15 protein-coding genes are annotated in these 13731 nt (G+C 36.1%); 13 read left to right on the top strand and 2 right to left on the bottom strand.

From position 1 onward, the window contains the following. Positions 1-337 precede the first annotated feature (337 nt). From J2S19_RS13050 to yajC, 9 genes are all read left to right on the top strand, one after another. Positions 338-1183 carry a YhcN/YlaJ family sporulation lipoprotein gene (locus J2S19_RS13050; protein WP_307342559.1) on the top strand — a complete coding sequence of 282 codons (846 nt, stop codon included), beginning with the start codon at positions 338-340 and terminating at the stop codon, positions 1181-1183. A gap of 82 nt (positions 1184-1265) precedes the next feature. Beyond that, a complete protein-coding gene (locus tag J2S19_RS13055; protein WP_307342562.1) occupies positions 1266-1451 on the top strand; it encodes a DUF8096 family protein in 186 nt (61 codons plus the stop codon). Between the two features lie 115 nt (positions 1452-1566). Next, positions 1567-2097, top strand: a complete 531-nt coding sequence (locus tag J2S19_RS13060; protein WP_307342565.1) for a BofC C-terminal domain-containing protein — start codon at positions 1567-1569, stop codon at positions 2095-2097. Between the two features lie 259 nt (positions 2098-2356). After that, positions 2357-2965 carry a Holliday junction branch migration protein RuvA gene (gene ruvA, locus J2S19_RS13065; protein ID WP_307342568.1) on the top strand — a complete coding sequence of 203 codons (609 nt, stop codon included), beginning with the start codon at positions 2357-2359 and terminating at the stop codon, positions 2963-2965. 11 nt (positions 2966-2976) lie between these two features. After that, positions 2977-3981 (top strand): Holliday junction branch migration DNA helicase RuvB, encoded by a 1005-nt coding sequence (gene ruvB / locus J2S19_RS13070; protein WP_307342571.1) that lies wholly within the window; start codon positions 2977-2979, stop codon positions 3979-3981. Further along, entirely contained in the window at positions 3974-4174 is a 201-nt protein-coding gene (locus J2S19_RS13075; RefSeq protein WP_307342574.1) for a DUF2905 domain-containing protein, read from the top strand. The genes ruvB and J2S19_RS13075 overlap by 8 nt, the downstream gene beginning before the upstream one ends. 83 nt (positions 4175-4257) lie before the next feature. Continuing rightward, positions 4258-5286, top strand: coding sequence for a tRNA preQ1(34) S-adenosylmethionine ribosyltransferase-isomerase QueA (gene queA / locus J2S19_RS13080; protein WP_307342576.1), 1029 nt, complete (start codon positions 4258-4260; stop codon positions 5284-5286). A gap of 146 nt (positions 5287-5432) precedes the next feature. Further along, the gene (tgt, locus tag J2S19_RS13085) at positions 5433-6578 is read left to right on the top strand and encodes a tRNA guanosine(34) transglycosylase Tgt (protein WP_307342579.1); all 1146 of its coding nucleotides are present in this window, start codon (positions 5433-5435) and stop codon (positions 6576-6578) included. Positions 6579-6603: 25 nt separating this feature from the next. Then, complete coding sequence (yajC, locus tag J2S19_RS13090) at positions 6604-6864, top strand: preprotein translocase subunit YajC (RefSeq protein WP_307342583.1); 261 nt, start codon at positions 6604-6606, stop codon at positions 6862-6864. 65 nt (positions 6865-6929) lie between these two features. Here yajC and J2S19_RS13095 read toward each other — a convergent pair whose 3' ends face one another. Beyond that, entirely contained in the window at positions 6930-7316 is a 387-nt protein-coding gene (locus tag J2S19_RS13095) for a TIGR04086 family membrane protein (protein WP_307342586.1), read from the bottom strand. A 247-nt stretch (positions 7317-7563) separates the two neighbouring features. On the opposite strand from J2S19_RS13095, the gene J2S19_RS13100 reads away from it, so the two are divergent. Continuing rightward, positions 7564-8220 carry a DUF421 domain-containing protein gene (locus J2S19_RS13100; protein ID WP_307342916.1) on the top strand — a complete coding sequence of 219 codons (657 nt, stop codon included), beginning with the start codon at positions 7564-7566 and terminating at the stop codon, positions 8218-8220. Positions 8221-8329: 109 nt separating this feature from the next. Here J2S19_RS13100 and spoVB read toward each other — a convergent pair whose 3' ends face one another. Further along, positions 8330-9904 (bottom strand): stage V sporulation protein B, encoded by a 1575-nt coding sequence (gene spoVB, locus J2S19_RS13105; protein WP_307342589.1) that lies wholly within the window; start codon positions 9902-9904, stop codon positions 8330-8332. 152 nt (positions 9905-10056) lie between these two features. Here spoVB and J2S19_RS13110 point away from each other — a divergent pair, with 152 nt between their 5' ends. The 3 genes from J2S19_RS13110 (at position 10057) to J2S19_RS13120 (ending at position 13717) form a co-directional block, all read left to right on the top strand. Beyond that, a complete protein-coding gene (locus tag J2S19_RS13110) occupies positions 10057-10350 on the top strand; it encodes a post-transcriptional regulator (RefSeq protein WP_307342592.1) in 294 nt (97 codons plus the stop codon). Positions 10351-10469: 119 nt separating this feature from the next. Continuing rightward, entirely contained in the window at positions 10470-12725 is a 2256-nt protein-coding gene (gene secDF, locus J2S19_RS13115) for a protein translocase subunit SecDF (protein WP_307342595.1), read from the top strand. 95 nt (positions 12726-12820) lie between these two features. Beyond that, positions 12821-13717, top strand: coding sequence for a cation diffusion facilitator family transporter (locus tag J2S19_RS13120; protein ID WP_307342599.1), 897 nt, complete (start codon positions 12821-12823; stop codon positions 13715-13717). Positions 13718-13731 lie beyond the last annotated feature (14 nt).

A 13731-nucleotide genomic window follows, 5' to 3' on the forward strand; every position in this document is an offset into this window, starting at 1 on the left:
TCTCCAAAGGGGATAAACATGGAGGAGCCGTATGCGAAGACCCGCACGTACGGATCTGTGAGAGGCGCATGAGTAATTCATGCGCCTACTCTATTTTGTAGTTTTTTTCTTAGAGGTTATTGTTTTATGCTTAGTAACCCTCCAGCTACCATTGTTACAAGCAAAAGGAACAACTATGTAAAAAACAACAATGTTTATAAAAGTTGTCATTTGTATATTGTGATTGGTGATAATTTATTTGCTTACCTATAAATTACAGTGTGAAAGGTACCCTTAAAGCATAAGCTACGTAACGAGCATATTTTGTGCTCAACAATTCGTACAGGGGGTATTCCGATTGAATAAAAAAGTGACCGCAATTGCTTCTATTGCATTATTATCAACAAGTTTAGCTGCATGTAATGCGAATAACGGTGCTATGGATGAAGGTAATAATGGCAATAGAGGAAATGGAAACGCACAGCCAATTGGATATTATACAAATGAGAATACAAATAGAGATAATGAAGGCCCTGTAACTGAATTTTTAGATGGCAGAAACAATGCAGCAAATCAACAAGGTAACAGAAATGCAGCTACAAGAGGTAATCAAGGGACAAACGGAAATACTAATCAACCAACTCAGGTAAACCAAGGAAACCAAGGTAGAACTTCAGATGGCAATCAGGCGAATAACCAAGGAAATAACTCAATGCGCCAAGTAAATAACGCTACTAATAACAATGGCCAAAATAATCAAACAGCTCAACAAGGAAATCAGAATAACGGTGCAAACAGAAATAACCGTTATACAGATATGAATTATCATGGCCACTTAAATACTGAAGGTTACTATGGCAGAGAAGAACGTGAATTATCAGAACGTGTTAGAGAAACTGTAGAGAAAATGAATAATGTTGAAAATGCAAACGTTGTTGTAACAGATGACAATATTCTTGTTGCAGTTGATACCAATGATAATAATGACAAGGCCATGAAAGAGAATATTACAAAAGAGTTACGCAATGTCACAAGCGGACGTAATGTACAAGTCGTAACAGATGAAGGTACAGTTTCCCGCGTACGTAATATAAACAATAATATCAATAACGGTGGCGAACGTGGAATGATTGACACGGATATCAATAATTTAATGAATGATTTAGGAGACGCAATTAGACGTCCGTTTACTGGGAACCGTTAACATAACAAGGGGGATTTCTCCCTTGTTTTTTTACATAAAATTTATGATATGATAAGGAAAAGCAGACAAGCGGGTGAGTAATTTGGAGAAAACTACGAAAAGAGAAACAAAAGGTATCGATACAACAATAATCTATGATTTCAAAGAATATCCTGATGAAATTAGCGGGCGCTGTGACAATTGTGGAAATACACTCTTTAAAAGTTCTGTGAAAGATTTTGTCTTTTTAAGAGAATGCAGAGAATGTGGAATGAAAAAGAGCATCTAACTTGGTGCTCTTTTTACATATGGCCATATTTATTTTTATAGTGGTTAAAAATTCTATTATTGGTCACAATAGTAACGGAGCAATTCTTGTGAAAAAAATAATAGAGGTGAGTTAGATGAGCAGATTTCATCGTCGTCACATCCTTACTATAATCAGTATTGCGTTCTTAATTGGAATTCTACAATTGTTTACTCAAATGGACCATGCAGCTGCTACTAGCGAAAAAATAAATAGTTCTCATTCTGTCAAGGTAATCCTACAACAAACCTATCTAGATGGGGAACAAAGTGAAGAAGTATTGATGGAACCAAATGAATCAGAGACAAAACTTTTAACTAAATATAAAGAGTGGGCATTAATCAGCAAAAGCAACGAGAAATATGTCTTTAGACGGCATATAGATGATATTTCTCCATTGTTAAAAACGAATGGATACTTTGGATTAACTGGTGATGGTACATTATCGACGTTTAATGGGAAGCCTGAAACAAACGAGGTCATTCAATCTTTTTTTCAAATTGATATTAAAAAGCTAGAGAGTAGAATGCATCATCAATTGAAAAAGGGAATTCGTATTCATTCCAAGGATCAATATTTGGAAGTACTTAAAAATTATGAATTGTATTCAAAAGCTATCAAACAATGATAACAGCTAGATGGTGTTTAAACCTAAGAACAAGACCCTAACAACACATGCTAAATTGTACAAATGCTGTTAGGGTCTTATACATTCGGGTTACCCTCTAGCTTTTTTGTCGTACAGATTATTTAACTCCAATGCATTTTATTTTTGATATAATTAGAACAATTGTGCGTGTTTTGTTACTGATTTCAAATAAAACATCTTCTGATTCGATAGCTTTTTTGATACAATGAGGTACAGTCTCAAATGAGAGGTGAAAGTTTTGATTGAATTTATTAAAGGATTTATTGACTACGTCACTCCAGAATATATCGTCATTGACCATCATGGTTTAGGCTATAAAGTACATACACCAAATCCTTTTATTTATAATAAAAGTGCTAATGAAGAGGTTATTATTTATACATATCAGCATGTACGTGAGGACCTCATTGCTTTATACGGATTCCAAACGAGAGAAGAAAAAGCATTATTTATGAAATTGTTAAATGTGACAGGGATTGGTCCAAAAGGGGCGTTAGCGATTCTTGCATCTGGAAATCCGAAACAAGTTATTGAAGCAATTGAAGAAGAAAACGATACATTCTTAGTTAAATTCCCTGGTGTCGGAAAAAAAACGGCCCGACAAATTATTTTAGATTTAAAAGGGAAGCTTGGAGATATAGCAGCACTTTACGCACCAGATTTATTTACACATGAGAAAATTGAAAAAGAAGAAACCGATAATCTTGCTTTACTAGAAGCGGTTGAAGCGTTAAAAGTTCTTGGCTACGCAGAGCGTGAAATTAATAAAGTATTACCGACACTAAAACAAGAGAGTTTATCAACAGACCAATATGTGAAAAAAGCATTGCAAAAGCTGTTAAAGTAAGGTGATAAATGATGGATGAGCGCCTTGTATCAAGTGAGGCAGGTACGCAAGAAGAATATATGGAATTAAGCTTAAGACCTCAAACCCTTTCACAATATATCGGACAAGATAAAGTGAAGGAGAACTTAAAGGTATTTATTGAGGCAGCAAAAATTCGCCATGAAACATTAGACCATGTTTTACTCTATGGACCACCCGGACTAGGAAAGACAACATTGGCAACGATTATAGCAAATGAAATGGGTGTACAAATACGGACAACTTCAGGACCAGCGATAGAGAGGCCAGGTGATCTTGCAGCAATCCTAACTGCATTAGAGCCCGGAGATGTTTTGTTTATTGATGAAATCCACCGACTTCAACGCTCAATTGAAGAAGTTTTATATGCTGCAATGGAGGATTTTTGCTTAGATATTGTCATTGGCAAAGGGCCTTCTGCTAAGTCTGTACGATTAGATTTACCGCCATTTACATTGATTGGTGCAACTACGAGAGTAGGTCTGTTAACTGCCCCACTACGGGATCGATTTGGCGTTTTAAGTAGACTTGAATATTATCATGAACAACAATTAGCGGACATTGTACAGCGAACAGCAGAGATCCTTGAAATCGGGATTGAGTTTGATGGAGCTCTTGAAATAGCGAGAAGATCCAGAGGTACACCAAGGGTAGCTAACCGATTATTACGTAGAGTAAGAGATTTTGCACAAGTAAATGGTGTACAAACGATAACGACACAACTCGCCGTAGATGCGCTTGAAAAGCTGCAGGTTGATAAACTTGGTTTAGATCATATCGATCATAAATTATTACTCGGTATTATTGAAAAATATCGCGGTGGACCGGTAGGAATTGACACAATCTCGGCAACAATAGGAGAAGAATCACACACAATTGAAGATGTTTATGAACCATATTTGCTTCAAATCGGTTTTCTGCAAAGAACGCCAAGAGGAAGAGTTGTAACAGATTTAGTTTATCGACACTTTCATATGGAGGTACCAAAGCATGATTGACTTTCCGAAAATCCTTATGATTTTAGGTGGTGTGCTTTTAATTATTGGATTTTTCATGCAGTTTATTGGTAAACTACCAGGTGATATTATCTTTAAAAAAGGAAACACGACCGTTTTCTTTCCAATTGTCACATGTATTGTGATAAGCATTGTATTATCAATCGTTATGTCACTCATTGGGAGATTTAAATAAGTAGTGAAAATCACATTAACGTATTGAATAATAGGATACGAATATTAGTTATGAAAAGTTATATAGAAAAAAGGTGAACCAGATTGAAAGTAGAGTTATTTGATTTTGAACTTCCTGAGGATCTGATTGCTCAAGTTCCGCTTAAAGAAAGAGATGCCTCAAGATTAATGGTCTTAAATCGTACTACAGGAGAAGTAATCCATGAGACGTTCAAATCAATTGTTGATTATTTCAATGCTGGAGACTGTCTTGTATTAAATGATACACGGGTTATGCCAGCAAGACTGTTTGGTATCAAAGAAGATACAGGTGCCAGCATTGAAATTCTTCTTTTAAAACAACAAGAAGAAGACATTTGGGAGACGTTAGTTAAGCCAGCTAAGCGTGTAAAAGAAGGAACAGTCATAACATTTGGTTCAGGCCAATTAACAGCAACATGTATCGGTACTAGCGAACATGGTGGACGTTTATTGAAATTCAACTATGAAGGTATCTTTTATGAAGTACTTGATTCATTAGGCGAGATGCCGCTTCCTCCATATATAAAAGAACAATTAGACGATCGCGAACGCTATCAAACAGTATTCTCACGTGAAATTGGTTCCGCAGCAGCACCGACAGCAGGATTACATTTCACAGAGGAAATATTAGAAGCACTTAAGGAAAAAGGTGTACATATTGCCTTTATTACATTGCATGTTGGGTTAGGAACATTTCGCCCAGTCAGCGCTGAAACGGTTGAAGAACATGAAATGCATGCTGAGTTTTACCAAGTTAGTGAGGAGACTGCAACACGGTTAAATGAGGTTCGTCAGAATGGCGGCAGAATTATTTCGGTTGGTACTACATCAACGCGAACACTTGAAACAATTGCTTCAAAGCATCAAGGGAAATTTGTTGCTGAGAGTGGTTGGACTAGCATATTTATTTATCCTGGCTACGAGTTCACAGGTATTGATGGGATGATTACGAATTTCCATTTGCCAAAGTCTTCATTGATTATGCTTGTCAGTGCATTAGCATCTAGAGAGTTTGTGATGAATGCGTATGAAACTGCAGTAAAGGAAAAGTATCGTTTTTTCAGTTTTGGAGATGCGATGCTAATTATTTAATACATTATTGTTTTCATATACCTAAAAATTTTTCACTTTAGGTTTGTTTATAGTTATAACTTGATGTTATAGGGTTGTTGTTTTCATAAGTGGACAACAGGGATGCAACTATACAAAAACAGCCTTGTTTTAAAAGGAGGAATAACGTGTCAACTTCACCAATCAGATACGAATTAATTAAAACATGTAAACAAACAGGAGCTAGACTTGGTATTGTCCATACCCCTCATGGTAGCTTTGAGACACCAGTTTTCATGCCGGTCGGAACACTAGCAACAGTTAAAACGATGTCTCCAGAGGACTTAAAGCAAATGGGCGCAGGAATTATCTTAAGTAATACATATCATTTATGGTTAAGACCTGGAAATGAGATTGTAAAGGAAGCTGGCGGCTTACATAAATTTATGAATTGGGATCGGGCGATATTAACTGATTCAGGCGGTTTCCAAGTATTTAGTTTAAGTGATATGCGTACTATTGAAGAAGAAGGGGTTCATTTCCGTAACCACCTAAATGGTGATAAATTGTTCCTTTCACCTGAGAAGGCGATGCAGATTCAAAATGATTTAGGGTCAGATATTATGATGGCATTTGATGAATGTCCACCATATCCAGCAGAGTATGATTACATGAAAAAGTCTGTAGAACGGACGAGCCGTTGGGCAGAGCGCTGTTTATCCGCACATAAACGCCCGAATGACCAAGGGTTGTTTGGAATTGTTCAAGGTGGGGAATATGAAGAATTACGGAAGCAAAGTGCAAAGGATTTAGTATCATTAGACTTCCCTGGTTACGCAGTAGGAGGACTTTCAGTTGGTGAACCTAAAGATGTGATGAACAGAGTGCTTGATTTTACAACACCATTATTACCGGATAATAAACCAAGATACTTAATGGGTGTCGGATCACCAGATTCTCTAATCGATGGTGCAATTAGAGGAATCGATATGTTTGACTGTGTGCTGCCGACTAGAATTGCGAGAAACGGTACATTGATGACGAGTGAAGGTAGACTTGTTGTTAAAAATGCGAAATACGCAAGAGATTTTGGTCCGCTTGATGAAAATTGTGATTGCTATACATGCAAAAATTATTCTAGAGCATATATTCGCCACTTAATTAAATGTGATGAAACATTCGGATTAAGATTAACTTCTTATCATAATCTATATTTTCTGGTAAACTTAATGGAGAATGTAAGGCAAGCCATTCGTGAAGATCGTTTAGGTGATTTCCGAGATGAATTCTTTGAACAATATGGGTTTAATAAACCTAATGCCAAAAACTTCTAAAAACAATTGAAAGGAGGGAAAATATATGGAACTTATAGGTACTGTTCTACCATTAATTGCGATGTTCGCAATATTTTATTTCTTATTAATCCGTCCGCAGCAAAAGCAACAAAAAGCGGTACGCGAAATGCAAAGCAGCCTGCAAAAGGGTGATAAAATTGTAACAATTGGTGGACTTCATGGTATTTTGGATTCTATTGATGAAGACAAAATTATCTTAAAAGTTGGAGACGGAACACGTTTAACTTTTGACCGTCGTTCAGTTCGCGAAGTTGTAAAAAACTAATTGATACATATCAAAAAAACAAGCCAATTTCGTTAATGATTGGCTTGTTTTTTTATAGTAAGATATTAATTACTAGACCTAGAAGCTGCTAAATTTACTCCGAATACTCCGCCTACCATTGCAGCTAACAGGAACCCTCCATGATACAACATTTCTTCCATCGTAAATAATTGGCCATAGCCTAAGAACTTAAAGAGGAAGATAATACATGAATAAAGGAGTGCGGTTATACCACCAACTAGCCACCCTTTTTCTTTTCCATTACCTCCAGCTACGAACCCGCCAATGAAAACAGCTAATATTGAAATCCCTAAAAGTAGCCATGTTATCGATGACTCTGATAAATCAGTGAATTTTAAAAGTGTCGCAAATATTAGGCTAGTAATTAAAGCGATCACAAATATAGTCGTCAAACCATAGAGAATCGCTTTACCCCACTTTTTCGTTTCCATTATGGTTTCCCCTCCCTTTTCTATAAATGGTCAAGCTTGTAGCTCGTCTTAATAGAGGATATTCAAGAAAAAAGAAAATAGAATATAAATATTTAGAATTAAGGTCAAAGTTAATTGTTGAATGTGTTAATAGATGTAGCTTGCTATTATGAAGATTTAATTGCATGACTATTCAATTTGTACATAAAAGCAGTTGAAATGATAAAAACTATTAAAAAGGAACAGGTTGAAGGAGGCCTACCATTTGATGGATATGTATCCTTCCATAATAGGGCGGACAATAATTCTCTATTTTTTGATTATCATTATTTTCCGCATCATGGGAAAACGTGAGATTGCAGAACTAAGTATATTTGACTTAGTTGTTTTTTTAATGACAGCTGAAATTGCTGTTACTTCGATTGAAAATCATAAAGACCCATTATTACATACGATTATCCCGATGCTTGTTCTATTATCTATCCAAATTACTTTAGCTTATTTATCACTTAAAAGTACAAAGTTACGGCATATTCTTGACGGAAAACCAACAGTCATTATTAACCGTGGTAAAGTCGATGAACATGCGATGAGGTCTCAACGTTATAATATTGATGATTTGTTAACACAACTTCGTGAGAAAGACATTAGTAGTATAGCGGATGTAGAATTTGCAATCCTTGAATCATCCGGAAAGTTGTCTATTATTAAGAAGGATGAAAATGAAAAAGAAAGTCCAATGTTACAAATGCCGCTAATTGTTGATGGGTTCATACAAGAAGACCATTTGAAGTTAATTGACAAAAACGATAATTGGTTAAAGGAAGAACTAGAAAAGTTAGGGTATCATGATATTAAAAAGATATCTATATGCACATATAATAATGGTACATTTTCTATTGATTTAATGGATGAAATAAAATAGTGCAAAATGAAGAGGGTGACACAATAGGAACATACCACGCAACAAACACTTTGCTTGATGGTCTGAACTTGGTTATGGTCACCCTCTAAATATATTTGAAAGGTAATAGCTACTTTATAGGAATTAATTTTGCTAAATGCACACCAACAAATGGTATTCGCTTCATTTCATCACGTTCTATTAAGCTGAAAATAATTAGGAATAAACAGTAAATGAATGTAGTAACGCATATCGATATGAGTAGTCTAGGCATTAGTGAAGCTTGGACGATGAGATTGTGATAGCATAGGAAACCGATAAATCCTGATATTACTATTGTAATACCACTTTTTAGATAAGACCTTACATGGATCGTAAATGGCACAACTTTCATAACCGTTGCAAAATGTAGCAAGGTTGTAAGCATCATGCCAATAACAATCGCTAACCCCGCACCCATAATGCCTAATGATGGTTGTGTTGCTAACGCAAAGATAAGCGCGGTTTTAACAGCGGAACCAATCAAACTATTAATCATTGCTGCTCTAGCGAGGTCAAGTGCTTGAAGCACAGCTTGTAACGGACCTTGGAAATAATGAAAAATAAAGAATGGTGCAAGTACTTGGACGAAAATTGCAGATTGACTATTACCATACATCACAATCATTAATGGCTCAGCAAAAATATATAGCACAACACAAGCTAATCCTCCACTAACTATTGATAAACGGATTGCTTGTTGAAGGCGGTGTTCGACTAGCTTCAATTTATTTTGGGCCATTGCTTCACTAATAGCAGGAACTAGTGAAGTAGATAAAGAATAAGTAATAAATGAAGGTAACATTAATAATGGCAATGCATATCCAGTAAGTCCACCATATTGTTTTGTTGCGACAGCAGTGGCAACTCCCGCGATGGCAAGGCTATTTGCAACAACAATAGGCTCAAAAAACCATGAAATTGAACCGATAAGCCTGCTTCCTGTAGTCGGGAGAGCGATCCCCATTAATTGGTTAAAAGTATCTTTTCCTTTCTTAAGTGATGTAAAGAAATTACGGCGAATTTTTAATTTTCGTTTCTTTACTTTAAACATGGCAGCTAAATAAATGAGTGAAATTAATTCTCCAATAACAGATGAAAACATTGCACCGGCAGCTGCATACTCAATACCATAAGGGAGGAAAGCGCTCGTACATATCGCAACTAAAGAGATGCGAATTGTTTGTTCTAATACTTGAGAAACAGCAGCGGGACGCATGTTTTGCTTTCCTTGAAAATATCCACGGATAACCGAAGAGATTGCAACGATAGGAATAACCGGTGTTATTGCAAGCAATGGCCAGATAATGCGTTCATCAGTGAAAATATTTTCAGCTAATAAAGGTGCAAAGAAGATAATTGCTGGCGTGAAAATAACGCTTAAACCTCCGGTAATGGAGAGGGAAACAACTAAGATTTTCTTTATTTTCCTTTGGTCACCTTGTGCCTCGGCCTCGGCAACTAGCTTTGATATTGCAACAGGTAAGCCTAGTTGTGTAATCGTAATAACTAAAACAAGAGTTGGTACTGCCATCATATATAAGCCAACGCCTTCTTCACCAATAAATCGAGCAATGACGATCCGATTGATAAATCCAAGAATACGTGTAATAAAGCCTGCTAAAATTAAGATGAGCGTTCCTTTCAGAAACGATTGCTTTGTCATTTCTCTCCCTGCCTTCTCAAAATTCGTATATTCAGATACAATTACTATATGCGATTGACTAGGCCAAGCATGACAAGTTCTGTAAGATTGTAAAAACTATTAGCAAGGTCTAAGTAGTAAAGTAGGAACAATCTATTTAAGGAGAAGATAAGATGGATAAACAGCCTGTAGAATACTATAAAGATCATGTGAAGCCAGCACTAAAGAGTAAACTCGAAGAATTTAAAATGCTCGGTTATGCGGAAGTTTCAGAAGAAAAACTATGGGATTTTTTAAAAAATAAGAAATGGAGAAAAACAAAAGAATTATCAGTGTATGAAGTAGTCAGTGACGTTTTATCAGTTAAAGTAGGAGAATATATGAATTTTGTAACAGTGGAATCATATAAGAAGGACAATTGGTTTGAAAGTGAGGAAGGCAAGGAATTACTAAAAGGACTGATTTAACATTGCTTAGTTCTACCTATTAAGCGTATAATTTTGAATGAGAAAACTTAAGTTTGTAAAGTAATAATAGAAAAGTTTCAATGACATAATTGTGTTACAGATAGTTAGGAGGATACATAATGGTTAAGCGCGGTCGGATAGTTGCTTTCTTTCTAATCGTACTACTTGTAGGATCAATAGTCGGTTTATTTACGAATAAAGCAACAAATAATATTATCCTTGGTTTGGATTTACAAGGTGGATTTGAAGTTTTATATGAAGTAAGTCCAGCGAATGATGGAGACAAAATTACTAAAGAGGTACTTTTGAGTACTGTACAAGCACTCCAAAAAAGAACGAATGTATTAGGTGTAAGTGAACCTAATATCCAAATCGAAGGAAACGACAGGATACGTGTTCAGCTTGCTGGCGTTACGGACCAAAATAAGGCAAGAGAAATTCTCTCCACACAAGCTGAATTAACGTTTCGAGACTACGAAGATAAGAAAATGCTTGACGGTGCCGATTTAAAAGAAGGTGCAGCAAAACAATCTTTTGATGAAAATGGAGCGCCGAATGTCGTCATAGAATTAAAGGATGCCAATAAATTCAAACAAGTCACACAGGAAATCTCAGGGAATACACCATATAATCAATTGATTATATGGCTTGATTATGCTGAAGGTGACAAATATCAGGAAGAAATAACAAAAGAAAACCCGAAATACATCTCAGCTCCAAATGTTAATCAAGTATTTAATCAGACAGAAGTAACAATTGAAGGAAACTTTAGTATCGAAGAAGCGAAAGAACTTGCGGACTTGCTGAACGCTGGCTCATTGCCGGTTAAATTGAAAGAAATATATTCAACATCTGTCGGTGCACAGTTTGGTGAGCAAGCACTTAATGAAACAGTTTTAGCAGGAATTATCGGGATAGCAGTTATTTTCTTATTTATGTTAATTATTTACCGCCTACCTGGGTTAATATCGATTATCACATTAACTGCTTATATTTATTTAATTCTCCAAGTGTTTGATTGGATGAATGCAGTTCTGACTCTGCCTGGAATTGCAGCACTTATTCTTGGTGTTGGGATGGCAGTTGATGCAAACATATTAACCTTTGAACGAATTAAAGAAGAGATTAAACGTGGAAGAACGGTTCGTTCTGCATTTAAAGCCGGAACTAGACGTTCATTTACGACAATTCTCGATGCAAATATAACCACAATTCTTGCGGGAGCCGTACTATTTTTCTTCGGATCAAGCTCGGTTAAAGGCTTTGCAACAATGTTAATACTAAGTATAGTTGTCAGCTTTGTAACTGCAGTATTCCTATCCCGTATTTTATTAGGTTTACTAGTTCAAAGTCGTTGGCTTGATAAGAAAAAGGGACTCTTTGGTGTGAAGAAGAACCAAATCTTAAGCTTAGATGAATCAGATGATGATACATTAGTCCCGACTATATTTGACCGGGTTGATTTCGTGAAGCATCATAGAAAATTCTTTGTTGCCTCAACAATTGCAGTAATAGTAGGAATTGTGGTGATATTAGTATTTAGGTTAAATTTAGGAATTGACTTTGCGAGTGGGACGAGAATTGATGTCATGGCAGGTAAGACGGTTACGACAGAAGAAATCGTTGATGAAATGGAAAAGTTAGATTTAACAATTGAGAAAAGTGATGTTGTATTATCAGGAGCTGAAAATGAGATTGGTGTTATCCGACTCCTTGGTACAATTGATAAGGAAAAGATTGCCGAACTAAAGGAGCATTTCAAAGGTGTTTATGGTACTGAACCAAATGTGAGCACGGTTTCACCAACAGTTGGTAAGGAACTAGCACAAAATGCGTTAATTGGTGTACTCATTGCTTCAATTGGAATTATCATTTATGTCTCACTTCGCTTTGAGTTTTATATGGCATTAGCATCGGTTATCGCTTTACTACATGATGCGTTTTTCATTATTGCCTTTTTCAGTATCACTAGATTAGAAGTTGACATTACCTTTATTGCAGCAGTATTAACAATCGTAGGTTACTCTATAAATGATACAATTGTAACCTTTGACAGAATCCGTGAAATGCAGAAGAAAATAAAAGTAAAAACTGTTGATGACTTAAAACTTATTGTAAATCGTAGTTTACAGCAAACATTTACACGCTCGTTAAATACTGTATTAACTGTCGTCATTGCAGTTGTCGCATTACTGATTTTTGGTAGCTCGTCAATTTCAAACTTTTCAATTGCTTTACTTGTAGGGTTAGTTTGCGGGACCTATTCTTCATTGTTTATCGCAGCTCAGCTTTGGTTAGTTTGGAAAGGTAAGCAACTAAATAAAAAGAAAGAAGCTCCTCAATCAGCTTCAATAAACGATGAACCACAAGTATAACCATTAATGAGTTAACCCTTCCAAATAGGGTTAGCTCTTTTTTTATATTTTCATTTGTTGGTTACACTAAATGTACATAAGAAAGAGGTGAAAAGATGAGTGAGAAAGATCGTTTCAAACAGGCAGAATTTGCAGCGATAGTCGGTGTTGTAGGTAATATTTTACTTGCGATCGTAAAGGGTGTAGTTGGTGTCATTTCAGATAGTCGGGCATTAGTTGCTGATGCAGTTCATTCTGCTTCAGATGTTGTCGGGTCGTTAGCTGTATTTATCGGAGTGAGGGCAGCGAAACAACCGCCTGATGAAGATCATCCGTATGGTCATGGAAAAGCTGAATCAATTGCAGCAATTATAGTAGCGGTTTTATTATTTTTAGTTGGTTTAGAAATTGGAAAGTCATCTGTTGAGGCATTTTTTGCTGAAATAGAAGCACCAAGGATACTGGCAATCTATGCTGTGGTATTATCAATTGTTGTAAAAGAGTGGATGTTTCAATATAAGTTCCGATTGGGTAAAAGAATTAATAGTGATGCAATCATCGCTAATGCTTACGAACATCGGTCAGACGTATATTCTTCAATTGCTGCGTTAATTGGGATTGGTGCAGCAGTGTTCGGACCCAGGTTTGGATTCGATTGGTTAGTTTATGCTGACCCTGTTGCAGGTTTATTTGTCTCTATTCTTGTCATAAGAATGGCATGGAAAATTGGTGCTGAATCCATTCACACTACTCTTGATCATGTTCTACATGAGGAAGAAGTTGTTGGCCTTAAAGAATCAGTCAAAAAAATTGTGGAAGTAAAGCAGATTGATGAACTTCATGCTCGCGAACATGGGCATTATGTGATAGTAGATATTAAAGTTTCTGTAGATCCGAAAATGACTGTTGAGGAAGGTCATCGAATTGGAAAGCTCGTTAAGCAAAAATTAATGGAAGAACATGACCATGTACAAAATGTATTCGTACATATAAATCCATACTCTCCAACATGAAAGGAAGGCATCTA

Origin of the sequence: Metabacillus malikii (assembly GCF_030813355.1) — a bacterium.
GTDB lineage: Bacteria > Bacillota > Bacilli > Bacillales > Bacillaceae > Metabacillus > Metabacillus malikii.

Coding starts and splice junctions, on each gene's coding strand:
- J2S19_RS13060 (WP_307342565.1), top strand. CDS start 1,567: ATGAGCAGATTTCATCGTCGTCACATCCTTACTATAATCAGTATTGCG.
- ruvB (WP_307342571.1), top strand. CDS start 2,977: ATGGATGAGCGCCTTGTATCAAGTGAGGCAGGTACGCAAGAAGAATAT.
- J2S19_RS13075 (WP_307342574.1), top strand. CDS start 3,974: ATGATTGACTTTCCGAAAATCCTTATGATTTTAGGTGGTGTGCTTTTA.
- yajC (WP_307342583.1), top strand. CDS start 6,604: ATGGAACTTATAGGTACTGTTCTACCATTAATTGCGATGTTCGCAATA.
- J2S19_RS13095 (WP_307342586.1), bottom strand. CDS start 7,316: ATGGAAACGAAAAAGTGGGGTAAAGCGATTCTCTATGGTTTGACGACT.
- J2S19_RS13100 (WP_307342916.1), top strand. CDS start 7,564: ATGGATATGTATCCTTCCATAATAGGGCGGACAATAATTCTCTATTTT.
- spoVB (WP_307342589.1), bottom strand. CDS start 9,904: ATGACAAAGCAATCGTTTCTGAAAGGAACGCTCATCTTAATTTTAGCA.
- J2S19_RS13110 (WP_307342592.1), top strand. CDS start 10,057: ATGGATAAACAGCCTGTAGAATACTATAAAGATCATGTGAAGCCAGCA.
- secDF (WP_307342595.1), top strand. CDS start 10,470: ATGGTTAAGCGCGGTCGGATAGTTGCTTTCTTTCTAATCGTACTACTT.
- J2S19_RS13120 (WP_307342599.1), top strand. CDS start 12,821: ATGAGTGAGAAAGATCGTTTCAAACAGGCAGAATTTGCAGCGATAGTC.